Annotated in this window: 24 protein-coding genes; 10 read left to right on the top strand and 14 right to left on the bottom strand. The window is 42.3% G+C overall.

Annotated elements, in window-relative coordinates; genetic code table 11:
* Positions 1-5 precede the first annotated feature (5 nt).
* From Q0058_RS11365 to glyA, 9 genes are all read right to left on the bottom strand, one after another.
* Positions 6-503 carry a GNAT family N-acetyltransferase gene (locus Q0058_RS11365; RefSeq protein ID WP_298224007.1) on the bottom strand — a complete coding sequence of 166 codons (498 nt, stop codon included), beginning with the start codon at positions 501-503 and terminating at the stop codon, positions 6-8.
* A gap of 7 nt (positions 504-510) precedes the next feature.
* Entirely contained in the window at positions 511-2,298 is a 1,788-nt protein-coding gene (locus Q0058_RS11370) for an ATP-binding protein (protein ID WP_298224008.1), read from the bottom strand.
* A 5-nt stretch (positions 2,299-2,303) separates the two neighbouring features.
* Positions 2,304-2,756 (bottom strand): response regulator, encoded by a 453-nt coding sequence (locus Q0058_RS11375; RefSeq protein WP_298224009.1) that lies wholly within the window; start codon positions 2,754-2,756, stop codon positions 2,304-2,306.
* A gap of 23 nt (positions 2,757-2,779) precedes the next feature.
* On the bottom strand, positions 2,780-3,337 hold the full coding sequence (locus Q0058_RS11380) for an AraC family transcriptional regulator (protein ID WP_298224010.1): 558 nt from the start codon (positions 3,335-3,337) through the stop codon (positions 2,780-2,782).
* A gap of 147 nt (positions 3,338-3,484) precedes the next feature.
* Positions 3,485-4,078 (bottom strand): tRNA-(ms[2]io[6]A)-hydroxylase, encoded by a 594-nt coding sequence (locus tag Q0058_RS11385; RefSeq protein WP_298224012.1) that lies wholly within the window; start codon positions 4,076-4,078, stop codon positions 3,485-3,487.
* Positions 4,079-4,209: 131 nt separating this feature from the next.
* Complete coding sequence (locus Q0058_RS11390; protein WP_298224014.1) at positions 4,210-6,657, bottom strand: TonB-dependent receptor; 2,448 nt, start codon at positions 6,655-6,657, stop codon at positions 4,210-4,212.
* A 146-nt stretch (positions 6,658-6,803) separates the two neighbouring features.
* Positions 6,804-8,489: a M56 family metallopeptidase gene (locus Q0058_RS11395; RefSeq protein ID WP_298224016.1), complete on the bottom strand. Its 1,686-nt coding sequence runs from the start codon at positions 8,487-8,489 to the stop codon at positions 6,804-6,806.
* 18 nt (positions 8,490-8,507) lie between these two features.
* Positions 8,508-8,888 carry a BlaI/MecI/CopY family transcriptional regulator gene (locus Q0058_RS11400; protein ID WP_298224018.1) on the bottom strand — a complete coding sequence of 127 codons (381 nt, stop codon included), beginning with the start codon at positions 8,886-8,888 and terminating at the stop codon, positions 8,508-8,510.
* A 143-nt stretch (positions 8,889-9,031) separates the two neighbouring features.
* Positions 9,032-10,306, bottom strand: a complete 1,275-nt coding sequence (glyA, locus tag Q0058_RS11405; RefSeq protein ID WP_298224020.1) for a serine hydroxymethyltransferase — start codon at positions 10,304-10,306, stop codon at positions 9,032-9,034.
* Between the two features lie 109 nt (positions 10,307-10,415).
* Here glyA and fahA point away from each other — a divergent pair, with 109 nt between their 5' ends.
* Both fahA and Q0058_RS11415 read left to right on the top strand, forming a co-directional pair.
* On the top strand, positions 10,416-11,699 hold the full coding sequence (gene fahA / locus Q0058_RS11410) for a fumarylacetoacetase (RefSeq protein WP_298224022.1): 1,284 nt from the start codon (positions 10,416-10,418) through the stop codon (positions 11,697-11,699).
* Between the two features lie 119 nt (positions 11,700-11,818).
* Positions 11,819-13,006 carry a hypothetical protein gene (locus tag Q0058_RS11415; protein ID WP_298224024.1) on the top strand — a complete coding sequence of 396 codons (1,188 nt, stop codon included), beginning with the start codon at positions 11,819-11,821 and terminating at the stop codon, positions 13,004-13,006.
* A gap of 20 nt (positions 13,007-13,026) precedes the next feature.
* On the opposite strand, the gene Q0058_RS11420 is transcribed toward Q0058_RS11415, so the two are convergent.
* Both Q0058_RS11420 and Q0058_RS11425 read right to left on the bottom strand, forming a co-directional pair.
* Positions 13,027-14,775 carry an ABC transporter ATP-binding protein gene (locus tag Q0058_RS11420; RefSeq protein ID WP_298224026.1) on the bottom strand — a complete coding sequence of 583 codons (1,749 nt, stop codon included), beginning with the start codon at positions 14,773-14,775 and terminating at the stop codon, positions 13,027-13,029.
* A gap of 117 nt (positions 14,776-14,892) precedes the next feature.
* Positions 14,893-15,324, bottom strand: coding sequence for a lipocalin family protein (locus tag Q0058_RS11425; RefSeq protein WP_298224028.1), 432 nt, complete (start codon positions 15,322-15,324; stop codon positions 14,893-14,895).
* A 196-nt stretch (positions 15,325-15,520) separates the two neighbouring features.
* On the opposite strand from Q0058_RS11425, the gene Q0058_RS11430 reads away from it, so the two are divergent.
* The 7 genes from Q0058_RS11430 to Q0058_RS11460 all read left to right on the top strand — a co-directional run bounded on the left by Q0058_RS11430 (position 15,521) and on the right by Q0058_RS11460 (position 21,418).
* Positions 15,521-16,114, top strand: coding sequence for a small multi-drug export protein (locus Q0058_RS11430; protein WP_298224030.1), 594 nt, complete (start codon positions 15,521-15,523; stop codon positions 16,112-16,114).
* A 141-nt stretch (positions 16,115-16,255) separates the two neighbouring features.
* Positions 16,256-16,876, top strand: coding sequence for a hypothetical protein (locus Q0058_RS11435; protein WP_298224031.1), 621 nt, complete (start codon positions 16,256-16,258; stop codon positions 16,874-16,876).
* 11 nt (positions 16,877-16,887) lie between these two features.
* Positions 16,888-17,358, top strand: coding sequence for a DUF1572 domain-containing protein (locus tag Q0058_RS11440; RefSeq protein ID WP_298224033.1), 471 nt, complete (start codon positions 16,888-16,890; stop codon positions 17,356-17,358).
* A 33-nt stretch (positions 17,359-17,391) separates the two neighbouring features.
* Entirely contained in the window at positions 17,392-18,111 is a 720-nt protein-coding gene (locus tag Q0058_RS11445) for a VIT family protein (protein WP_298224035.1), read from the top strand.
* Positions 18,112-18,233: 122 nt separating this feature from the next.
* On the top strand, positions 18,234-19,526 hold the full coding sequence (locus tag Q0058_RS11450; RefSeq protein ID WP_298224037.1) for an ATP-binding protein: 1,293 nt from the start codon (positions 18,234-18,236) through the stop codon (positions 19,524-19,526).
* A gap of 91 nt (positions 19,527-19,617) precedes the next feature.
* Entirely contained in the window at positions 19,618-20,775 is a 1,158-nt protein-coding gene (nhaA, locus tag Q0058_RS11455) for a Na+/H+ antiporter NhaA (protein WP_298224039.1), read from the top strand.
* 79 nt (positions 20,776-20,854) lie between these two features.
* Positions 20,855-21,418, top strand: a complete 564-nt coding sequence (locus Q0058_RS11460) for a DUF4256 domain-containing protein (RefSeq protein ID WP_298224041.1) — start codon at positions 20,855-20,857, stop codon at positions 21,416-21,418.
* Between the two features lie 9 nt (positions 21,419-21,427).
* Here the strand turns inward: Q0058_RS11460 and Q0058_RS11465 are convergent, their stop codons facing one another.
* Complete coding sequence (locus Q0058_RS11465; protein ID WP_298224043.1) at positions 21,428-22,117, bottom strand: hypothetical protein; 690 nt, start codon at positions 22,115-22,117, stop codon at positions 21,428-21,430.
* Between the two features lie 247 nt (positions 22,118-22,364).
* Between Q0058_RS11465 and Q0058_RS11470 the strand changes: the two genes are divergently transcribed.
* The gene (locus Q0058_RS11470) at positions 22,365-24,338 is read left to right on the top strand and encodes a PAS domain-containing sensor histidine kinase (RefSeq protein ID WP_298224045.1); all 1,974 of its coding nucleotides are present in this window, start codon (positions 22,365-22,367) and stop codon (positions 24,336-24,338) included.
* A gap of 37 nt (positions 24,339-24,375) precedes the next feature.
* Here Q0058_RS11470 and Q0058_RS11475 read toward each other — a convergent pair whose 3' ends face one another.
* Together Q0058_RS11475 and Q0058_RS11480 are read right to left on the bottom strand one after the other, a co-directional pair.
* The gene (locus Q0058_RS11475) at positions 24,376-24,657 is read right to left on the bottom strand and encodes a hypothetical protein (RefSeq protein ID WP_298224047.1); all 282 of its coding nucleotides are present in this window, start codon (positions 24,655-24,657) and stop codon (positions 24,376-24,378) included.
* Between the two features lie 133 nt (positions 24,658-24,790).
* Positions 24,791-25,555, bottom strand: coding sequence for a DUF4382 domain-containing protein (locus tag Q0058_RS11480; protein ID WP_298224049.1), 765 nt, complete (start codon positions 25,553-25,555; stop codon positions 24,791-24,793).
* Positions 25,556-25,669 lie beyond the last annotated feature (114 nt).

Here is a 25,669-nt window from a genome sequence, read left to right on the forward strand (position 1 = left end):
GGAACTCACAGTTTCTTTTCCATGACATAGTCTTCCATCAGGAAACCATCGCCAATCGGAATATCAATCTCGCCTATTTTCTGATACCCATTTTTGAGGTAAAAGTCATAGGCGACATTGAATTTATTGACGTTTAAAGAAACTGCGTCTGCCTGATGATCGCTTGCCAATCGCTCTACTGCTACCAGCAATGCCTTCCCTGCTCCTTTTCCCTGAGCCGTCGGAAGCACATAAAGTTTGTGTAGCCGGGTAACATTATTTTGCTGATAATCATGTTCGTAGGATGCAAAACCAATGGTTTTCCCACTATCGGCAATCAGCAGAAACCGGTGATTTTTTTGTAGGAGATTGTTCTGCAACGTTTCATCAGAATAGAACTTGCCCAGCATATAATCGAGTTGGGCTTTCGACAGGATATTGCCGTAAGTCACGGGCCAGGTTTCATAAGCTATTTTTCTTATGACCGGAAAGTCGGTTGCGGTTGCCTCAGAAATGGTAAGCATAGTCAAATTAAATAGTTTTAGGAATAAAAATAGAGAATTTTACGCCTTCATTGGGTTTGGCTTTCACTTTAATAAAGCCATTGTGATTTTCAACGATGCGTTTGCAGATGGCCAATCCTAGTCCTGTGCCGGCATATTTTGCATCCGTTTCGAGCCGCTTAAACAACTGGAATGCTTTTTCTGCGTATTCCTGTTTAAAACCAATGCCGTTATCCGCTACTACAATCTTATAGTATTTGTCGCTGGCAATCGGTTGGCCTTTGTGCATTTCATTTGGCTCGATGGTTTCGGCAAAAATCTCAATTTTGGGCGGCACATCATCCTTGCTGTATTTGATTGAATTTGAAATCAGGTTCACAAACAACTGCTCCATCTGGAATGCAATGGCTTTTATTTTGGGCAACGCACCGATTTCAATTTCGGCTTTTTTATCCTCAATATTGGTAGCCAGATCATGAAGAACCTGTTGAATGACCTCATTGAGGTTGGTTTTCACAAAAGCTTTATCACCTCTGACCGCGCGCGAATAATTGAGCAAATCAATCAGTAAACGCTGCATTCTGTTCGAAGCGAGTTTAATTTTAGAGAAATAATCCTTTCCGGAATCCGTCAGCAATTCGAGTTCCTTTTCTTCGAGTCGCGAAATAAACATCTGGATTTTGCGTAGCGGTTCCTGCAGGTCATGACTTGCAATGTTGTTGAAGGCCTGCAATTCTTCATTCATCACCACCAATTGCTTGTTGTTTTCTTCCAGTTCGATGGTTCTTTTATACTGTTCCGTGACATCGTAATTGACGCCAATCTTAACGGTCTGCCCGATAGCATTTTTAGTAAAACTTCCGACCGATGTGATGTAACGAATGGTTCCGTCCGCCAATAAATAACGGAAAGTCATCGTGGTATCCTGGTGGTTTTTCAGAGAATCCTCATGCGCTTTCATGATGCTTTCATAATCATCCGGATGCAGGTATTTCGAAGAATTTTCAACTTTGGCTTCGAACGAGCCAGGTTCAACGCCTAACATTCGGTAATAGTTGTCTGAAAAAATATAAGTATCGGTATCAAGATTATATTTCCAGTAGCCAAAGCCTGCAATCTTCTCAGCGTTTTGGAACGAATGGTTCAGGAATTTAAGTTCGTCGTTGGCTTTTTTGAGCGCTCTGATATCGACGTTCATTTTATTGTAAGACAGCAAAACCATCAGCAGCGATATGATCACGAGCAAAAACACATTGATCATAGAATTGCGCAATTCGTATTGGTGCGAGGAATTATGGAGCTTAGCAATATTGATCTGCTTGTTGATGCTTTTGTATACAAAATCGCGCATCGCTTTGGTACAATTGCTGCTTTCGAGAAGTCTGGCGTTGAGTTCCAGCGGATTGATTTTCTTGTCTTTAGCGATGGTCAGCGTCTCCCGAAAAAGCATAAAACGATAATCGATGAGCTTTCTTAGGCTGTCGATATCTTTACTTTTGTCGGCTCCGAAGGACAACCTTTCGATTCTTTTTAGAATGAGTTCAATCTGCGCGCGGTCCAGAAACCGGTTCTTCAGATACGATTCGTCTTTGGTGATAATATAACTCCGCAGGCTCGTTTCATACATGCTCACCACCGACAAAACCTTTTCGAGTTCCAACTGCGTCCGGTTCGATCTTGCGATTAAATCTACAGAAGTATCAAGCCGCTGCATCTGATTGTAAAACACCGAAGCGATATAACAAACCAAAGCAATGGCCACGATAAGTGCTAATTTGAATACTTGGGAATTTTTATACAATCCAAAGAATCTCATAGCCACTAGATGCTAAAGAAAAAGGTGTCGCGGTTTAAAGATGAAGTATGAAATTGCCAGTTCAGGTGCAGCACTTCTTTGATGACTCTTTTGAGTTCAGAAAAATCGTTGGGCTTTTTGATGTATATATTTGCACCTTCGATAAACGTATCTTCAATATCACTTTCTGAAGAAGATGTGGAATAGATCGCCACGGAAACCTCCCGAAAACGTTGGTCTGCCCTGATTTCCTTCAAGCATTCCAAGCCATTTTTGTAAGGCATGTTCAAATCGAGGAATAAGATGTGCGGCAATTCAAAATCCGGATTCACCAAATGTTCCATCAGGTCTTTCCCATCTTCAAATAAGATCAGCTCATTGGTCATTTTAAGTTCGGCAATCGCTTCGCTGAAGAACATACGATCGTCCTCGTCGTCATCGGCTAAAAGAATTCGCAATGGTTTTTGATTTGTAGCCATAATAGTAGAAAAGGGTTTGGAAATTATTTATTGATCAATGATTTTCTTTTGTTGACAATACGTTTAAAAACCGACGGCGTCAAACCGGTGACTTTCTTAAACTGGCTCGACAAATGCGCGAGGCTGCTGTAATTAAGTTTGTAAGATATTTCGGTTAAGTTAAATTCCTCATCGATAATCAGTTTTTTGGCGCGTTCAATTTTCTGGATGATAATGTAGTTCTCAATCGAGGTAAAAGTATATTCTGAAAAAATATTCGACAGATAACCATAACTCAAATTCAGCTTGTCCGCCAGATAAACCGAAGTCGTAGTAACGGGAAGTTTGTCTCTTTCGTATACCATTTCGATAATCGCATCCTTGATTTTCTGGATCAATTGGTTTTTTTGATTGTCGATTAAGGTAATGCCGTAATGGTTCAGCGAAGCCTGAAGTTCGGTGAGCGTTTCTTTTGAAATGACCTCTTTGATCTCGACTTCTCCAAAATCCAAAAGTTTGTATTTGATGTTGAATCGTTCGAGCTGTTCCTGTAAAATAACACGACAAGCTACGATTCCATCAGAATTGAAATAGAGTCTCATGGGGTTGTTGGTTTGTTTTGTTTGCTTTTGATGCTATAAATATAGCCCAAAAATTTCCAGCCTTCAACAGAAGTTAAATAAAATAAGATGTTAAAAATTCAAACAAACTAAGAATGAACGCCTTAAAACTGTGGTTCCTGTGAGAATTTACCCGTGAATGCTTTCGCTTTTTCCGTAATTGGTGATGATCGAAGCTTCGAAATCAAGCCATTCGCGCCAGCGTTTTTCCACATCGATGCCTTGTCCGTATTTGCGCGCATAAGTGATGAAAGTGGTATAATGCGCGGCTTCACTTTCCATAAGTTCACGATAAAATTGAGAAAGTTCCTCATCCTGAATATTCTCAGACAGCACTTTAAACCTTTCACAGCTTCTCGCTTCGATCATAGCCGAAAACAGCATGCGCTCAACAAAACCTGAAACCCGGCTTCCGGTATTGCTGCGTTTCATATATTGTGCGAGTTCGCCAACGTATTCATCTTTGCGTTCACGACCTAAAGTCAGGCCGCGTTTTTTGATGATTTCATGCACCATTTCAAAATGCTCGATTTCCTCTTTGGCCAGTGCCAACATATCACTAACTAAATCCGGATATTCCGAATTGATGGTGATGATCGTGATTGCATTTGAAGCGGCTTTTTGCTCGCACCAAGCATGATCGGTCAGGATTTCTTCGATGTTGGTTTCTACGATATTGACCCAGCGCGGATCGGTCGGAAGTTGCAATCTGAAAGTTGACATAAGATGTTTTTTGAATTAACTGTTGTCGCTGTCGAAAGTCGGTCGTCATAGATCTAACCCGAAACCGACCTTTTTTCGACAGCCAAAATTACAACATTTAATCACAAATTTCAGGGATTTGTAGGCCCTATTTAATTTTTCACGCGGTTCTTTTCACTATCGGCGCCATTGGCATCATGCTGCGATTTGGTTTCAAATGATTTCCCAAAACTGTAGGTGAAAGTAAGTGCGACGAATCTCGAATCACCGCGGTTTCTCCAATTCGCATCGGTAAGCTGGATGTTTTTGATGATGCCGTTGTTGAGATTCGAAAAGAAAATATCGTTCGCCGACAATTTTAAACTGCCTTTGCCTTTGAGGATTTTTTTCTGTACACCCAAACTGACATTCGATCTTGCCAACAAAACAAACTGCGTGGAGGTCACATCCGTGGTATAATTTCCGCTGAGTTCCGCCGACCAATCTTTTTTGAATTTAAAACTGTTGTTCATCATAAAATACCAGAACGTTCCCGAAGAATTCAAACCTTCTGTATACAATTGGCTCTGAAAATGCGAGTAAGTCACTTCCGAATAAACGTTGGCGGACCACCATTTCGCAAACGGAATTTGGGCATTCACATTGAGGCTGTAATACTCACTTTTACCGATATTTCCGGGGCGGCTGTAATAGATTTCGTCTTTAATTTCAATCGTTTCATTGATATCATCTTTGCTGTGGGCATAACTTAAAGTCGTCGAAAAAAGCTCTTTGTAACGATACGAAAATTCATAATTATCAGAAAAATTAGGGTCCAGATAAGGGTTTCCGGAATAGAACGTGAACTTATCGAGCGGGCTCACAAATGGGTTCAAATCCTGAAAATACGGGCGGTTAATTCTTTTTCCATAATTGATAACCAACTGATTGTTGCCAATCGAATCTAACTTATACATCACATAAACCGTCGGGAAAAGATTGGTGTAATTCCTTTTGAACGTCGATGCGGGTTTCTCAACATTGCCGAGCTGATTGCCTTTAGAATCCGTATGTTCCAACCGCAGTCCGGTCTGAAAAGTGAATTTTTTATAACTCGTATTGAAATTCACATACACCGCATTGATGATTTCATCATACTTAAAATGATTGCTCGTATCGTAATTCGGAACCTCATTCCCGGCAATGATATCGCGGTAATCGGCAATATTATCGGTTTTGGAAAAGCTTCCTTTATAACCGGCTTCAAAGGTTCCTTGGTTCGGAAGCGGATGCGTATAATCAGATTTCAGCGAATAAATGGCAATATCGGTGGGTAAAATACCATGCAAAGCATCTTGGCTGCTCAGCGAATTATCGGGTTGGTACACAAAATTATTAAAGCGTTGGTTGGTTTCGGTTTCGTATTTCAGATAGTCGAGATCGACCGTGATTTTTTGCCCGAGCGTATCAATATCATGACGGAAATTGAGGTTGATGCCGCCATTTTTGAATTTCTCATTCTCAATATTGTTGGCGATAATGGTCGAATCTATGACCGAAGCGGAATTGGTTAAAGTACTGCGCACATCCGTTTTTTGGCGGCTCGATTTCAGAATTCCAGTAAGTCCGATGCCCAAAGTGGTTTTGTCGTTCACGTAATAATCCAATCCGATTTTGGCGTTGCCTGTATTGACTTGTGTCCGGAAAAAACTGTTCTGGTAAAAAAGGCTTTTCGTGGTTAAATCCGCATTCTTAAACCGTCGGAAAATAAACAGATCATTTACCGGATTTTGGTAAGCGTAACCCACATTCCCAAACAACCTGACTTTATTATTGAGGTAATTGAAATTGAAACCTTGTCGCGTCTGCGGCCTTTGTCCTTGCGAATAGCGCGAAGTAACACTGCCGTTGAATCCTTTCGCTTTCGATCTTTTGCTGATGATGTTGATTACGCCCGCACTTCCTGCCGCATCGTATTTTGCCGGCGGATTTGTCATCAATTCGATTTTATCGAGCGTGCTTGCGGGAAGCGACTTCAGGTAAGCTTCTAGTTCTGCTCCGGACAAATAAGTAGGTTTGTCATCAATAAAAACCTGAACGCCTGATTTGCCTTTGAAAGTGATCGTACCGTTTTGATCGACGCTGATGCCCGGAGATTTTTCGAGCACATCCATCGCATCGCCGCCTGCAGCCGTGATGAAAGCCTCTACATTGACGACCGTTCTGTCGATTTTATTCTCAATGAAAGGTTTCTTTTTCTTGACCACGACTTCCTGAAGCGTATTGCTTTGTTGCGTTTCCATGGTGATTTCCGGCCACACCACTTCTTGTTGCGAATCAATGTTGATGGAAGTGCTTAAATACGATTTGTAACCTTCATTTTCAACAGCAATTTGGTACGCTGCATTGGCAAGATTGGCAAATTCAAAACTGCCGTCAGCTTGGGTGATTTCGGTTTTTACGAGCGTGTTATCTTTGACTAGTGCCAAGGAAACTACTGCAGAAACTAGCGGTTGCTTCGCTGAAGTTAGCACTTTTCCGCTGATTTTTCCCGACTGCGCCTGAGCAAATCCGCAGCACAGGAATAAACTGCATAACATTGATTTAAAATAAAGGTTCATACTGGTTTCGTTTTTTGATGAATGATGATTGGTTGATGATAAGTTGATTTTGTTTCATTTAAGGCCATAAAAATCCAGTTCACAAAAGTGAATCTTAAAAAGATAAAGTGTTGGTTATTGCGTCAGTTTGCCAACGCCTGAATGATCTATTTTTCGCCTGAAGCGACTTTGCTGTTGATATTATAGTTAAAGCAGATGTTGTGAAACGGCGCTTTGATGTATTTGTCCCGAATTTTCCTGTATTGACTTACGGGCTGTATTTTTCCGTTGACGATAAGGTTGATTTTGGAAAGATTGTACGATAAATTTTTAGTGTCTTTGATGATTTTTTCGGCCATCAGATCGGAAATGATGTTACTGGTGATTTTCTCCACATTGAGGTTCTCTGGCAGATTTTCTCCTGAAATTCCGGTTCTGATCGAAACCTTTTTGGTGCCGTTTTCTGTAACCTCTTTCTCATAAGTTTTGGCGCTTTTAGTGTCGTTGATGACGGTTCTTGTGGTCACCGTTCTTGACCTAGCTTCATTTTTATGCGCTTCGTTTTCAGCTTTTGCAACCTGATCATCGTAAAACCTTGCTTCATTATCGGCTTTGGCTGCGGCCTCGTCTGCTTTTCTGGTATCATCATCCGCTTTTCTGGCCGCTTCATCAGCTTTGGCCGCTTCCATGGTAGCTTTTCGGGCAACTTCAGCATCATAATCCAATTTTGTTTGCGGATAAATGGCCTGAGGATTGGTTGGAGGGCATCGCGAATCCTGAACTTGAGCTACAGGTGAAATTTCAATAGGCATAATAGGTATGGCAACATTGCTGACCGTTGGTTTCGAGCAGGCTAACAACACTACCACCGTCAAAAAAAGGCTTGTTGCAAGGAACGTTTTCTCGACTTTGTTGAGTGATTTGTCGCTATTGTGGATGATGCGTTTCGCTCGTTGCAACAAATGATTTTTAGTACTGCCAAATCCTACCGCCAACGTACAATTGTTTCTGTTGAATTCATCGAAAGTGACAAGCGCCTGCACAAAATTGATTTTATCTTCAGTGGCAGCAATCGCAATATCGTCGCAACAATTTTCGCGTTCCTCTTTGATCAGCGATGACAGCCATAAAACACCCGGATTGAAGAAAAATATCGTTTCCGCAAAAGCCTGCACCAAATTGATTCCGTAATCTTTTCTACGGATGTGCGCGAGTTCGTGCAATAAAATCGCTTCGATCTGTTCTTCTGGCAAACTTGTTAACAAGCCAAAAGGAACGAGTAATATCGGTTTGAAAAATCCGGTCACCAAAGGCACTTTGACCAAAGTCGATTCTAATAAAACAACTGTTTTTTTGATTTGAATGCGACTTGCCAATGCTTCTATTCTGCTGCTCCAATAAGCTGGCGGAGCAAAAGTTTTGTAATTTCTAATCCTATAGATATGGCCCATACCTGTAAAAACTCCGAAACATTTGATGCAGAAAATCAGAAACCAAATCAGTGTGATGGTATTGGCGTGATGGTTTAAAAAACTAATGATCGAATTAGAAACAGCATCGATATTTCCGTTGCCAGAAACATCAGCAATTGTTGCATTAAATTGGTTGACTGGTAAATTAAGGCGTGTAGTGACTTCGGTTTTTTCACTTTGATATTCGTAATCAAACGTAAAACCTGCAATGATCACAAAACTCAAAAACAAAAGAGAAAGTATATTATAACGCAAGCTCGCTGACGATTTCCGCGTGATGAAAATTACGGTTCCTGCGCACAAAGCCAACAGAAATCCCTGCCACACGGAATGCACTAACGTCCAAGAAATGGCTTTGAGTAAAGTGTCGTTAAAAATCATGAGCGTTCGTTTTACGGATTATTTCTTTTCAAGTTGGTCAAGCATTTTTCTGATCTCATCAATTTCTTGCTGTGATGTTTTTTTGTTCCCGAGCAATTGCATCATCAGACTGCTGCTGGAGCCGTTGTACATCGCATCCACAAATTTTTCAAGCAGGAATCCTTTGGTTTTTTTCTCTTCAATCGCCGGGCTGTAAACATGTTTCATACTTGATTTGTCGGTAAGCAACATGCCTTTTTCGGCCATAATCTGCATCAATTTTAACGTCGATGTATATTGTACCGCCCTTTTCTGCTCATTGAGCTGGTCATTGACGAACCGCACGGTCGACGGGCCAAATTGCCACAACACTTGCAAGATTTCGAGTTCTGATTTTGTAGGTTCTGACGGGATGCTCATTTTCATTTTTTTGATTTCAACAAATCAAAGGTAGGAAAAATTTCGTACGAACAAATTATAACGTAATATTTTTTGAAACTTTAACACAAATAAAAAACCCACACTCGAAAGTATGGGTTCTCATTATCATTTAATGATGTTGCTTAAAACACGAACATCGCGCGTTCGCCCATCATCGCATTGACTTCATCAGCCACTTGTTCGATGATTGCTTCATCAGTGTGATTCATCAGAACACGGTCGATCATATCGACAATCGTTTCCATATCGCTTTCCACCAAACCACGCGTAGTGATGGCCGGAGTACCAACACGGATTCCGGAAGTGATGAACGGTGATTTGTCATCAAAAGGAACCATATTTTTGTTAACGGTAATTTCAGCGCGAACCAAAGCATTTTCAGCTTCTTTCCCCGTTATGTTTTTGTTTCTTAAATCAATAAGCATCATGTGGTTGTCGGTGCCTCCAGAAATCAGATCGTAACCTCTTTTCATAAAAGCTTCGGCCATCGCTTTGGCATTTTTCTGCACCTGCATCGAATAATGGAAAAACTCATCGGTCAGACATTCACCAAACGCTACCGCTTTAGCAGCGATGATGTGCATCAACGGACCGCCTTGGTTTCCTGGGAAAACCGCCATATCCAGTAAGTTCGACATCATTTTGATTTCGCCTTTTGGCGTGGTCAATCCCCACGGATTTTCGAAATCTTTGCCCATTAAAATCATCCCGCCTCTTGGCCCACGCAAAGTTTTATGTGTAGTAGTAGTGACGATATGACAATGTGGAATCGGGTCGTTCATCAATCCTTTGGCAATCAATCCGGCCGGATGTGAAATATCGGCAAGCAACAACGCTCCAACGCTATCCGCAATCTGACGGAACCTTGCGAAATCCATGTCGCGGCAGTATGCTGATGCTCCTGCGATGATCATTTTTGGATTTTCGCGCGTGGCGATTTCCTGAATCTTATCGTAATCGAATTGACCGGTTTCTCTTTCAACACCATAAAAAACCGGATTGTATAAACGACCTGAGAAATTCACAGGCGAACCATGCGTTAAATGCCCGCCGTGCGACAAATCGAATCCTAAAATTTTGTCACCCGGTTTTAAGCAAGCAAAGAAAACGGCGGTATTGGCTTGTGAACCCGAATGCGGTTGCACGTTGGCATATTCGGCACCGAAAAGTTCTTTGGCTCGGTCGATGGCGATCTGCTCTACGACATCGACCACTTCGCAGCCACCGTAATAACGTCTTCCGGGATAGCCTTCCGCATACTTATTAGTGAGGCACGAACCCGCGGCTTCCATGACCTGGTCGCTGACAAAGTTCTCAGAGGCAATGAGTTCTATACCGTGTATTTGTCGGTCTTGTTCTTCAAGAATTAAATCGAAAATCTGTTCGTCGTGTCGCATTTTATTTTTTTTCGTTAAAAACTGCCCAAAATTACGAAAACGGTTTGTTAAATTGGCATATAATGATATATTTGGTCAATGAATTTTCAACAAACAATCAACACGACACATGCCCATCACCGCAAACAATCCTAAAAGAAAATCCTGGTTGGAAGTTCCTGCAGACAGCGATTTTCCGATACAAAACATACCCTTCGGCGTCTTCATTACCAAAGATGATGTCATCACGATAGGCACCAGAATTGGCGATTATGCCATTGATCTTGGAGCCTTACAACAACTCGACTATTTTCATGGCATTGAACTGACGGACGATATGTTCATGCAGGATACGCTCAATGATTTCATCTCCGACGGAAAGAAAACCTGGCGTTTGGTGCGCAACCGTATTGCCGAGATTTTCGACAGCAATAATGCGAAATTGAGAGATAACGCTGAACATAAATCAATTGTCGTATGCAAAGTGGAAGATGTCGAAATGCAACTTCCGGTACTCATTGGCGATTATACCGATTTCTATTCGAGTAAAGAACATGCTACCAACGTGGGCACGATGTTTCGCGATCCGAACAACGCTTTGTTACCGAACTGGTTGCACATACCTGTTGGATATCACGGCAGAAGTTCTACGATTGTGCCTTCGGGAATTCCGGTGCACCGCCCGATGGGACAGACTTTACCGAATGGGGAAAGCACGCCTGTTTTTGGACCTTCGCGTTCGATTGATTTTGAGTTGGAGATGGGTTTCATTACCACCGACGCAAACATTATGGGTGAAAACATTCCGGTGCATGAAGCTGAGGATTATATTTTCGGAATGGTTTTACTCAATGACTGGAGCGCACGAGACATCCAGAAATGGGAATATGTGCCGCTCGGACCGTTTTTGGCGAAGAATTTTGCAACCTCAATTTCGCCTTGGATAGTAACGATGGATGCCTTGGAACCTTTTAGAACCAAAGGACCGAAACAAGATCCGAATCCGTTGCCGTATTTGCAGCAAAAAGGCAAACATGCTTTTGATATCAATCTGGAAGTAGCCATTGAGCCTGAAAATACTGAAGCCACGGTGGTTTCAAATTCCAATTTTAAATATATGTATTGGTCGATGAGCCAACAACTCGCGCACCATACTTCTAACGGTTGCCGTGTAAATTCTGGAGATATGATGGGTTCGGGAACGATTTCTGGGCCGACGGCTAACAGTTTCGGTTCGATGTTGGAACTCACCTGGAATGGCAAAAACCCAATCGTGATGAAAGACGGAAGTGAACGCAAATTCATCAACGACAATGATACCGTGATTATGAAAGGCTTCTGCAAGAACAACGAAGTGCGTATCGGTTTTGGTGAAGTGAGCAGTAAATTATTGCCCCCCTTCGTAAGAAAGTAAGAATCACTTTGGGAACTACAGCCCTAGCCCTGATGGCAGCGGAAATCTTTTTGTGCTGGCGTTCAGCGCAAAAAATTGGGAGCGTACAGCAGGTTCCCGGCTCCTAAAAAAATAAAGTCATGAAAAAAATTTCCTTATTATTTTTATTGATGATAGTCGGCGCTTGTGGCGTAAAAACCACTCGTAAAATGGTCGCTTCGGGCGATTATGACAGCGCGATTGAGAAAGCCGTAAAAGGTTTGCAGAGCAACAAAGACGCGAAAGGCAAACAGGATTATGTGTATCTTTTGGAAGAAGCGTTTGCCAAAGCCAAAGAGCGTGATTTGCGTGATATTGCGGGCTGGGGCTGGTTTAAGGATGCGAACCCGAAGGATCTTGAGGCGATTTACAACACTTATAAATTGCTGAGTGAACGTCAGGAACTGATCCGTCCGTTGCTGCCGTTGAAATTGATTAAGGAAGGCCGCGATGCGAAGTTTCCGATGGAGGATTATTCCGAGCAACTCACCAACAGCAGGAATGCTTTGTCTAAATATTTGTATTTGAATTCGGTGGCTGCGCTGATGTCGGGCGATAAGATGAGATGCCGCCGTGCGTATGATGATTTGGTGTATCTGAATCAAATCAATCCGGGTTATAAGGATGTGACGAAGCTCATTAACGACGCGCAATTTAAGGGAACGGATTTCGTGATTGTATCGACTAAAAACCAAACCAATGTCATTGTTCCGAAACGTTTAAATGATGATTTGATGGATTTTAGCACGTATGGCCTAAACGATAAATGGACGGCTTACCACAATGCGAAACAAAAAGGAATCGATTACACTTACGGCATTGAAATCAATTTCAGGGACATCAATATTTCGCCGGAACGCATCAACGAGAAAGAATTCCAGAAAGAAAAAGTCATCAAGGACGGCGTCAAGAAACTTTTGGATGCGCGTGGCCGTGAAGTGAAAGACAGTCTGGGCAAACCGATTTATGTCGATAATATGAAAACGGTGCAGATCGCGATTTACGAATCGACACAACAAAAAGCCGTGCAAGTTACCGCCAAAGTGGATTACGTGAATTTAAAAACCAACCAATTGCTTCAAACTTTTCCTATCGCTAGCGAGTTTTTATTTCAGAATGTGTACGCGCATTATCAGGGCGACCGTCGCGCTTGTGAAACTGATTATCTTCAGAATTTTGACCGCAGACAGGTTCCGTTTCCTACGAATGAACAGATGGTTTTTGATTGCGGCGAAGATTTGAAGAACAAACTCAAGGATATTATCAGCAGGAATGCTATTGGAAAATAGATTTTTACTGGCCTTTGATATTACTTTCGTTCCCCAATCTGCTGACGCCACATCGCGTAATACAAGCCTTTTTCGTCGAGCAAATCCTGATGTTTTCCTTGTTCTATAATATGTCCTTGCTCCAATACATAAATCCTGTCGGCGTGCATGATCGTAGACAATCGGTGCGCAATAAGCAAAGTAATCTGGTCTTGTTTGGATGAAATGTTTCGGATCGTTTGTGTGATTTCCTCTTCAGTAATCGAATCTAAAGCTGAAGTGGCTTCATCAAACAACAACAATCTCGGATTTCTAAGCAAAGCGCGCGCAATCGACAACCGCTGTTTCTCACCTCCGGAAACTTTGATACCGCCTTCGCCAATCGTCGTGTTGATGCCGTCTTTAGCCCTGGCCAACAAGTTCTGACAAGCCGCCTGGCGCAAGACATTATTGATTTCCTCATCGGTCGCGTCGGGTTTGACGAACAATAAGTTGTCGCGAATCGTGCCCGAAAACAACTGGGCATCTTGAGTTACAAATCCTAATTGCTGTCTCAATTCTGTCAAGTCAATGTCGTTGGCGTTTTTTTCGTTATAGTAAATGGCGCCTCCTTCGGGTTTATACAAACCAACCAACATCTTCACAAGTGTGGTCTTACCGCTTCCCGATGGGCCGACAAACGCAATCGTTTCGCCTGCTCTGGCTTCAAAAGAAATGTCTTTGACGGCATAAGTTCCTGCGCTTTGGTGTCTGAATGAAATGTGTGAGAACTTCAGATGGTTGATCGAACCTATGGTTTGTGGATGCACAGGTTTGTCTTCGCTTTTGGAATGCATCAAATCGCTGAAATTGTCCATCGATACTTTGGTTTCGTTGTAAGTTGCGATCACATTGCCCAGTTCCTGCAACGGATTGAACAAAAAGAAAGAGAAAAACATCAGCGTAATCACATCGCCGGGTTTGATGATGTCGCGGAAAATAAACATATAAAGTGCAAACACCAGACAGGTTCTCATGAAATGAACAGTAGTTCCCTGAATGAAACTCAACGAACGGATGAAACGCACTTTCTTCAGTTCCAATCCGAGGATTTTAATCGTGGTACTGTTGAGGCGATTCACTTCCTGCTGGGTCAATCCTAGGCTTTTCACGAGTTCGATGTTGCGCAGCGATTCTGTAGTCGCTCCAGCCAAAGCGGTGGTTTCGCGTAGGATTTCCTTCGACACCACTTTGATTTTCTTTCCTAAAAACGAACTTACAAAAGCCACCACAGGAATCGTAGCCAGAAAAACAGGGCCGAGCAACCAGTGAATGTTGATCGCATAAACGACTACAAACGTAATCCCAATCACGGTCTGGAACACCATCGAAATTGACAACGTGATGAACTTCTCACAATCGCTTTTGACTTTCTGGAGTTTGCCTAAAGTTTCGCCACTGCGCTGGTCTTCAAAATCCTGAAAAGGAAGCTGCAACGCTTTTTGAATACCATCTGTATACATCTGCGCACCAGTTCTTTGGATGATAATGTTGGTGAAATAATCCTGAAAGTTCTTCGCGATTCTGGATAGCATCGCCGCTCCTAAAGATAACGCCAACCAACCCAAAACGGCTTTGGTAAACATGGCATAATCGTTATTGAAGTTCTTCACGCCGACGCCACATTCATTGAGTAGCTTTCCAATAATGATGGAGTCGCAAAGCGAAAAACACTGGTTGATGGCTGCGAGAAACAGCGCGAGAAACAATAAAGGTTTGTGGGCTTTAACGTAAGTGTAAAGTATTTTCATAAGAATCTTAAAAATCGAAACGCAAAATTACGACTATTGTCGGCAAGAATTCGATGCGATTTTGATAAAGAAACGTTAAGAAAATTTAGATTGAATTTTTTAATTGCTTGCTGCCTACTAAGCTTTCGTAAACACCGCAATGGCGCCCGATTCATCTTTGAGTTTCAACTGCGTGTCGGTCAGGTTCAGAATCGTTTCGGTTCTGTTGGTGCCATCGATTACGGTGGTCAGCGTATTGCCTGATTTGGTGTAAGTTCCGGTTGCGGTCTGCAACACACAAGGCGAGTCGGAAGAATCATAATCGCCAGCGGTTACTGAATTGTCTGCATAAAATTCGAGATAATCTTTTTGACAACCATCTTCATTCTGTGGCGGATCGATGAGTATTTCCTGTCCGGCTACGATCGTACCTACTTTGGTGGCATTCCATTTTCCTTCAAGCGGCAAAGTGTTGTTTCCGTTATTGTTGTTGTCGCTGTCATTGTTGCAGGAAGTTGACAAAATACCGAGACTTATTGCCAATACAAGTATTACTTTTTGAGTTTTCATTTTATAGTATTAAAAGTTGATTGGCTAAATTAATTGGAATGCTGCGCCATGGCGTTGTATGATTAAGGCTTTAAGTTGTATAATTTGTGTCAGGGATTGGTCGGAATATTTATTTTAATAATTTTATACAATCTAATTTTAAAAAGCGCACCTTAGCAACGCAAGACTAACCTTGCATCATTAATCTCGGAAAACTATGTGGTGGCACTATTTACTGGTTTTTGCAGGCGCCTTTTTGTTTGATGTGGTGCCGTTTCCTTTTCCGCCCGCGTTTTCGGTGATGGTGCCTTTGCAGCTTGCGTTTGGCCTCGATCCTTGGTTGGTGATTGTGGTTGGCGTGGCGGGTTCTATTTTGGGTAGGTATCTGTTGGCGCTTTACATTCCGTTGCTGGCGGATAAAATCTTCAAAGCGAAAAAAAACCGCGAAGTGCAATTTCTCGGACAGAAGATGAAAGAGAAAGGCTGGAAAAGCCAAGTGGTGATTCTGGCTTATTCGTTATTGCCATTGCCTACGACGCCTTTGTTTCTTGCCGGTGGCATGGCGCGTATCAGACCCATGCAGATTATTCCGGCTTTTTTTGTAGGCAAATTTATCAGCGATGCGCTCGTGATTCATATGGGGAAATTCGCATACGACAATTTTGACGGGATGGTCAGCGCGGCCTTATCCTGGAAATCGATCGGAAGTCTGATGCTTGGCCTCCTGATGATCTGTGCGCTGCTTTTCATCGATTGGTTTACGCTGCTCGAAAAGAAAAAGTTGACGCTCAATTTCAGAATCTGGAAGTAACACTGCTGCCAAAACCTAAAGCTGTTTTTCTTGGTTGTTTTTTATTTTAGTATTTTCGTTGCTCTTGCCGAGTTGGTTCATTTTGTAACCTTTAGGGTTGTGGCGAGACTTAACAGGGAACTATTCTAAATCAGGTATTTTATGTTCAGGAAATATTGCATACTACTGGGAATTATCATGGCCATCGCTTTGTTGGTCATTGCGTCACTTTACTATCCCGGTGGTTCACAAGCCGATCCAAACTCGGTCGGTTATGACTGGAGCGACAATTACATCAGCAATCTTTTTGGTGAAAAAGCGGTCAATGGTAAGGACAATTCGGGCCGTTATTGGGCCGTCGCGGGCATGCTTTTCCTTTCGTTGAGTTTTGCGTTGTTCTTCATCGAATTCTCTAAAAAAATTCCGATTTCGGGTGCGGCTAAAGTCATCAAATATTGCGGTGCCGGCGGCATGGTGTTTACATTTTTAATCGCCACGCCACTACACGACATCATGATTACGCTGTCCAGCACGTTGTTTCTGCTCGGGATGTTTTATATTAGTGTTTTCGTATGGAAATCGAAGTTGCTTATTTTTAAAATACTCTGCGTGGTTTGCCTTCTGGGGTTTTACTTTACGTTGTATATTTATGGCGCCGGAGCCTACAGAGCCTTATTACCGATGATGCAAAAAGTGACTTTTGCCCTCGTCATTGTGCTGATTCTGGGCTTGGAATATTTTACGGGAAAACAGGATTTCGAACATCTAAAAGCCAACAAATAAAAAAAGAACCTATGGAAACCACACATACCATCGCCAAACGCTTCCGCGAAGTGATGCTTAACGGAACCTGGGTAGCCAACACGAATTTTAAAGACCAGTTGTCGGGTCTTGATTGGCAAATCGCTACGACGAAAATTCAATCTTTAAATACGATTGCGGTATTGGCGCAGCATATTCATTATTACATTGCCGGAATCAACAATGTTTTCAGGGGCGGAACGTTGGACATTCGCGACAAATTCAGTTTCGATTTCGCTCCAATAACCTCACAAACGCAATGGGATGCTTTTCTGACAACTTTCTGGAATGATGCCGAAGCCTTTGCCTCAATGATTGAACAAATGCCCAATGACAAACTTCATGAGGTTTTTACCGACGAAAAATACGGCACCTACCAACGCAATATCGATGCGATGATTGAGCACAGCTACTATCACTTGGGGCAAATCACGTTGCTTAAAAAAATGATTACCCAACCGTAAAACTAAAATACTACTAACGCAAAACTTTATAAGATGCAAACCCAAACAGAACACGATTCAGAAGATTATTTAGCCTCGCACTACATTCATCGCAGCAACTGGTTGCGGGCAGCCGTATTGGGTGCCAATGATGGTATTTTATCGACCGCCAGTATCGCTATTGGTATCGCCGCGGCAAGCCATCATCGGGAACCTGTAATCTTGGCCACACTCGCAGGATTGGTGGCGGGAGCTTTGTCGATGGCGGCAGGTGAATATGTATCGGTGAGTTCGCAGACCGATATTGAGAAAGCCGATATTGAACGCGAACAACAGGAATTGCTCGAAATGCCCGAAATCGAATTGTTGCGACTGGCTGAAATCTACGAAAAACGCGGCTTGAAAAAAGAAACCGCTTTGACCGTGGCGCACGAATTGACCGAACACGATGCTTTGGGCGCACACGTTCGAGACGAACTCGGACTCAACGAAATCTCTCAGGCCAATCCGATTCAGGCAGCCTTGGCTTCGGGCGCTTCGTTTACCGTAGGCGGATTGCTCCCGCTGCTGGCGACGATATTCCTTCCCGTAAAAAGCATGGAATACTACCTGTATGCCTCTGCCCTTTTGTTCCTCATTTTGCTAGGCACTATGGCTGCAAAAGCAGGAGGATCGAGCGTTACAAAAGCGATCTTGAGAATTAGCTTCTGGGGAACGGCCGCTATGGGATTGACCGCATTGGTGGGCTATTTGTTTGGGGTCAAACTGGCTTAATCAATGGCTGTATTCCAGGTTTTTAAGTGGAAGAATTATTTTTTAATTTTCGTACCCATTATCGGAAATGTATAAACTTTATGATGCTCTAAAGAGTACTTTTGTAGCCAAGTAATGGCACAATGACAAAAAAAATAATTATTTCAAATAAAATCGCGGCTCAGAAAGAAGAGCATAATAATTTAGTCGAATTAATTGTCGCCAATAAGAAACTTGCCTTTCAAAATCAGGAAAAAGAAAAACGCGCCGCCGAACTGGCTTTCCAGAATCAGGAAAAAGAAAAACGTGCTGCAGAACTCGTCATTGCCAACACCGAACTGGCTTTCCAAAATCAAGAAAAAGAAAAACGCGCTGCAGAACTTGTCATTGCCAACACCGAACTTACTTTTCAAAATGACGAAAAAGAAAAACGTGCTGCAGAACTTGTCATTGCCAACACCGAACTGGCTTTCCAGAATCAAGAAAAGGAAAAACGCGCTGCTGAATTGATTGTCGCCAATACCGAACTGATTTTTCAAAATAACGAGAAAGAAAAACGCGCTGCAGAGCTTGTCATTGCCAACACCGAACTGGCTTTTCAGAATCAAGAAAAGGAAAAACGCGCTGCAGAACTAGCCATCGCCAATATCGAACTTGCGTTCCAGAATCAGGAAAAGGAAAAACGCGCCGAAGAATTGCTGGTGGCCAACAAGGAACTCGAATCGTTTACGTTTATTTCGAGCCACGATTTGCAGGAACCTTTGAGGAAAATACAAGCGTTCTCGAGCCGGATTCTTGATGAAGAACTTGACCGTTTATCCTTGAAAGGAAAATACCATTTCGAGCGTATACGGCTTTCCGCATTGCATATGCAAACGCTTATTAATGATTTGCTCGCCTATTCGCGAACGACCGCCACCGAAAGGAAATTCGAGAAGCGCGACCTCAATAAAATTGTCATGGAAGTCATGGCGGCCCTCAAAGAAGAATTGCAGGAAAAAAATGCCACGATTGAAATCGGTACCTTATGTGATGTAGAAATTATCCCTTTCCAGTTCAGACAATTGTTGCAGAACCTCATTGCCAATTCGCTTAAATTTTCGAGAGCCGATGTTCCGCCGCATATCATCATCAAAAGCGATATCATCAAGTATGACGCTGCTGACCCAAAAAAATTGGCGAGACCTGTTGATTATTGCCATATCAGCATTGCGGACAATGGCATTGGGTTCGATCAGGAATACAACGATAAAATCTTTGAGATTTTCCAACGCCTGCATGAGAAGGAAAATTATGACGGTACGGGCATTGGACTGACCATCGTAAAAAAAATTGTCGAAAACCATCATGGTTTTATCACTGCCAGCGGCGAACCTGGCGAAGGTAGTACTTTCGATATTTATATCCCGGCGCATCAAAACCAACTTCATGCATAGCGGGTAAACAAGCTTAGAAATTTGTTTGATATTTCCTTATATTCGTATGCGATAGAAAAGCACGACCGAATCGTTGAAATTCAAACAACCCATGAGAATAAGCGCCTTATTTGAAGATTTCTTTCATAGTGAAAAAGCCGGCGGGCTGACACTCATCGGCTGTACCGTTTTATCTTTATTTCTGGCCAACTCTATTTTCGGTGCTACTTACCATCATTTCTGGCAAACGCCATTGGCCGGACAATCTCTGGAATACTGGATTAACGACGGCTTAATGACGATTTTCTTTCTGCTCATCGGTTTGGAACTCGAAAGAGAAATTTACATCGGCGAACTCTCCAACATTAAAGAAGCGCTCCTACCCATTTTCGGTGCTTTGGGCGGAATGATTGTTCCCGCCGGGATTTTTCTTTGGTTCAATTATGGAAGCACAACACAATCCGGCGCCGGAATTCCAATGGCAACGGATATTGCGTTTGCCTTAGGCGTCATTTCTTTGTTAGGCAGTCGCGTGCCAGCATCTTTAAAAATATTTTTGACCGCTTTGGCCGTCATTGATGACTTGGGAGCGATTCTGGTAATTGCCGTTTTCTACACCAAAACTTTACTGTGGAGCAACTTACTGATTGCACTCGGAATTTTCGCGTTGCTATTGGTATTGAACCGGCTTAAAATCAGAAACCTGATTCCTTATCTCATTGGCGGGGTTTTGATGTGGTATTTTATGTTGCATTCTGGCGTTCATGCTACGATTACTGGCGTATTGCTCGCATTTGCGATTCCGTTTGGCAATGGCGATGAACAATCAACGTCTTATATTTTGCAACACTGGCTGCACAAACCTGTAGCTTTTATGATACTGCCGATTTTTGCTTTAGCCAATACTGCCATCCTTCTAGACGGTGATATTGGGGCAATACTGAGCCAGCATTACAGCATCGGAATCGCACTCGGACTGATTATAGGAAAGCCTGTTGGGATTTTTCTGCTGACGTTTCTCGCGGTCACTTTCGGCCTTTGCAAACTTCCTGACGATTTGAACTGGAAAGCCATTGCCGGTGTTGGTTTTTTAGCCGGAATCGGTTTTACCATGTCAATATTCATCACCCTTTTGGCCTTCGATAATGAGAGTATCATCAACAATGCTAAACTTGTGATACTGCTTTCTTCTTTAGTGGCGGCACTTATTGGCCTTTTGAGCCTTAGAATGGTCTTAAAACCAAACATGGATCGCATGGAAAATGATTGATGAATTTTTAGACATCTGCTACCTTTTTTTGAAAAACTGATTGTGTTTTTTAATTTTAGGCGTTTAAATATGGATGATTATGGGAAATCAAAAAGCGCTGTCGTCAGAGGATCGTTCGGTATTCATTGAAGTATTGAAAACACGTTTTGAAAAAAACATGAAACGCCATCAAGCCATCGAATGGTCTAAAGTCGAGGCAAGACTCGAAACCCAAACTGAAAAACTTTGGTCGTTACTTGAAATGGAAAAAACAGGCGGCGAACCCGATGTTGTCGCATTTGATCAAAAGCATGGCGCCTATATTTTTTACGACTGCTCTGAAGAATCTCCGAAAGAGCGCAGAAGCCTCTGTTATGACCGCGAAGCCCTAGAATCAAGAAAAGAACACAAACCCAAAGACAGCGCTGTCGACATGGCAACCGCTATGGGCGTTGAAATCTTAACGGAAATTCAGTACCGGGAATTGCAGGAACTTGGCGCATTCGATACCAAAACTTCGAGTTGGGTGCAAACTCCTGATGCTATCAGAAAACGCAAAGGCGCCCTTTTCTGCGACCGGCGTTACGATACGGTTTTCGTATACCACAATGGTGCAGAATCTTATTATGCGTCCAGAGGTTTTCGGGCTTCGTTAAGTATTTGAAAATTTTAATTACAGCCTTTTACTTTCGAACTGATGCAGCATTTCGTTTGCTTTTTCATTTTCATGAATGGAGAATAATGCCTGAGAATAACGGTAATAATATTCCGCTTCTAAATCGGTAGTCATCGAAAACAATTGGTTATACCATTTGGCCGCAATAGTCAGATCGCCTCCAAAAAAACGGCTGTTGCCCACTTTCTTGAGCATATCGACTGATTTATAACCTTTATCGATCACCCTTTCGTAGGTTCCGATAATATCAATATCGACGTATTTAAGTTTTTTTAGGGATACGGTTTCAGCTATTTTATCAGAATTTATTGGTGCCTCTATGGAAGCAACCGGAAGTTTTTTTGCTTCATGCATCGAAGCCACTTGAAGTACTGGTCTCACCTTGATTTTGGCCTTCCCGTATTTTGGAGTGATGATTCGTGTATTGTTTTCACCCAAATCATTGGTACTGACAAGACTCAAACTCGAAACATTGTAGGTAGTGATGCTGCTTCCAAAATTCATGTTGATTCTTTCCTCGACATGATAATACAATACGGAAAGCTGATCGTCGGAAACTTCTTCAAGGGTCGTTTGCGCAGCGCTCATTTTGGCACGATCCGAAAGTGGTCGGCTCGGTTGCGCAGCGGCATCAAAAGAAAATATAGTAGTAGCAATTACTATAAAAAAGGGGGCTAAACTTTTCATACTAATTTAAATAAGATTGGGGCTCTTTTTAAAATCACAGCTAAGATAAACAGAGTTTGTTTTTTTGAATTATTTTTCCCTTAACTAACCTTAAAAAACGTTGAACTGCGAATTTTTCATCGAAAATCAACCCGAAAATTAAAAATTCAGATGGTAAACAAGTCTACATTCCAATCCACAAAATCCCTTTATTTTCTTATCTTCGTTGGGATTTTGAAAAAAATAACGCATCGGGAAATCAGGAAAAATGGAAGCTCAAAACGAAATACAACAAAATGAGGAAAAGCTCAACATCATCATCGAAGCCAGTGCGTTGGGTGTTTGGGAATTGAATCTGAAAACCAGAGTGCCGAAATATTCCAAAAGATATCTTGAAATCATTGGCGGTTATTCGCAGGAAGTCATCCTGACACACGAAGAATTGCTGCGTCATATTCATCCTGATGATATGCCCATAAGGGAAAAAGCGTTCAACGAAGCAATGACTTCAGGCCGCCTTCACTATGAATCCAGACTAATATGGAAAGATCAATCCATTCATTGGATGGAAGGCCGCGGAAAAGTATTTTATGATACCGACAACAATCCTGACTTCATGATCGGAACCATCAGGGATATCACGGCAGAAAAGGAACACCAGCAGAAATTGGAGGAAAGCGAAAAACAATTCCGATCGCTCGCAGAAAGCCTTCCGCAACTGATTTGGGAAACCGATGAAAAAGGAAATGCCCTGTTCGCCTCCGGAAAATGGAAAGAATATACCGGAATCACACCTGCGGGAGAAGCCGAATGGAAAAGCATCATTCATCCTGACGATTATGAAGGCAATGCCAAAGCCTGGATGCATTGTCTCGAAACCGGCGGGCTATACAAATACGATGTCCGGATCAAAAATAAGTCAGACCAGTACCGATGGCATGCAATAATTGGCGAACCTGTTTACGACAAGAATCATAAAATCAAAAAATGGGTTGGATCCTGCACGGACATTCATGCGGAAAAAACGTTTACCCACGAATTGGAAATGCAGGTCATTGAGCGCACCAAAGAATTACAGCAAATCAATGCCTCGCTTAAAGAAAGTGAAGAACGCTATCACCTGATGGTCGAAGAAATTCAGGATTATGCGATCTTATACCTCAATGATCATGGTACGATTGAAAACTGGAATCTCGGTGCCCAAAAAATCAAAGGCTATAAGGCGGAAGAAATCATCGGTAAGAATTTCTCTATTTTTTACACCGAATCAGACCGAGACAGCAACCTTCCACAGCGGTTGTTGACTATCGCCAAAGAAACCGGAAAGGCCAAACATGAAGGATGGCGCGTGCGTAAGAACGGCAGCCTGTTCTGGGCCAATGTCGTAATTACCGCCATTCATAATGACCAAAAGGAAGTCATCGGATTTTCGAAAGTGACACATGACCTCACCGAAAAAAAGGAAGCCGAAGATCAATTGAAACAAAGTAAACTAGAGCTCGAAGAAAAAAACACGGAACTTGAGAAAATGAACAAGGAACTGCACTCTTTCGCTTACATATCAAGCCATGATTTGCAGGAACCGCTCAGGAAAATCCAGGCATTCTCTACGCTGATTATGGAGAAAGAACTTCCGAATCTGACCGAAAACGGAAAAGATATGTTCAACCGAATGCACAGTGCCGCTAACCGGATGCAGATTCTGATCAATGACTTACTCGCCTATTCGAGAACCAATGTGCAGGAAAGAACTTTTGAAAAAACCGATCTGGCCAAAATCATCGACGAGGTCAAAGAAGATATGTCGGAGGAACTTGAACAAAAGCACGCCAACATTGAAGTGATGGGAACTTGTGTACTGAAAATCATTCCTTTTCAATTCAGGCAACTGATTTACAATTTGGTGAGCAATGCGCTTAAATTTGCGAAAGAGGATGTTCCGCCACATATCAAGATAAAAGCTGTAATCGATGATGGGGCAAGCTTTAACAATAGTAAACTTTCAAAAGAAACTTCATATTGCCACATCAGTGTTTCGGATAACGGCATCGGCTTCGAACAGCAATATAGTGAGCGGATTTTTGAGGTGTTCCAGCGTCTTCACGGCAGAAGCCAATATACCGGAACAGGCATCGGACTGGCGATTGTAAAGCGTATTGTTGATAACCATCACGGAGTCATTACTGCTTCGGGCGAAAAAAATCTGGGAGCCACTTTTGACATTTATATCCCAGTACTATAATACACTGTGGAAAAAATAGTTTTGAATCGCTATAAAATCAAGCCAATATATCGGCTTTTGAAATGCAACCGATGACGTCATTCACAACACCAGCACTGGCTTCTGACCGACCTGAGTGGATGAAATCTTTTATCGAAAGCTGGATCAGGTGCTTGTAGATCTGATCTGAAAAAGAGGCTTGCTGCCCTTCGACAAAAGTGATGCGTTTGAGCTCTTCGGTTACGGCTATGTAGGCTTTACCGACATTCATTTTGTCAGTCTCTGCTAAAAGTTGCTGCAGTAATTGTACTAATCGTAAAGGTTTTTCGGTTTTCATCATCAGGAGTTTATTACAAACCTATGAAAAAAGTCTCAAAGTATCTGACGCTTACCAATTTCTTACGGAATTTGTTTCCGGACACCATAAAAAAAGCCACTATCACTAGCGGCTTTGTATTTTTTTATTGCATGGATTAATGATGACCAGGCCCGTCATGCATGTGACAACCGCCGCCGATATGTTGGTGGAATTGTGTCGCCAGCGCATTATTCCCGTCGGTATCATCCGGACCAATTTCAATCACACCATTGCCGTTTCCGTCAACTGCGGTACTTAAATTTACGTGGCTCAGGATTTCATTAAGGTCAAAATTGAACACCAAATCATAAGTCCCGGTAGTAATCACAAGGTCTTGACCGGCATCTTCATAATCAATTGAAAAACGCTCGTTCAGATTATGCCAGAACACAAACGGAGTTCCATTGATGGTTCCGGTCACTTCCACGGTTTTGTTATAAATTGGTGAAGTTGACACAAGGCTTGGACTGAGTTTAAACTGAACTTCTTCATAAGTCCCGTTGGGAACCGTTACCGAAGTCAAAGGCACCGTTTGGTTCAACAAATCAACTTCCCAAGGTCCGGCAAGTTCCGTATCGTCATCCGAATTGAAAAAACCGTGATCATCATTACCGTCTACGTGGCCATTATCATGTCCGTCATGTTCGTGGTGGTGTTCTCCTTCCCCATCCGACAACTCAAATTCAATTTCACGGATATTGATTTTGAAACTGGTCAGCGCGATATTGTCTGTCAAACGTCCTGACGAATTGGTATAAGTTGCTGTGGCTTTAACCTGAACATTGCCATTCGAGGAACTGCTGCTGTTGCTGTCACTCGAACAAGATACCGTCAGAAATAACAGTCCAAAGATTGCGATAAGTGTTTTTAAACTTTTCATATTGTAATTGTTTTAAAGGTTAATAGGTTGTTGATGAAACAGGCGATGAACAAACAACCCTACATCCGAAAACGTTAATTTTACAATCTGAAAGCCAAAACGAACTGTTGCACA

Origin of the sequence: Flavobacterium sp. (assembly GCF_027484705.1) — a bacterium.
In the GTDB taxonomy this organism is placed as follows: Bacteria; Bacteroidota; Bacteroidia; order Flavobacteriales; family Flavobacteriaceae; genus Flavobacterium.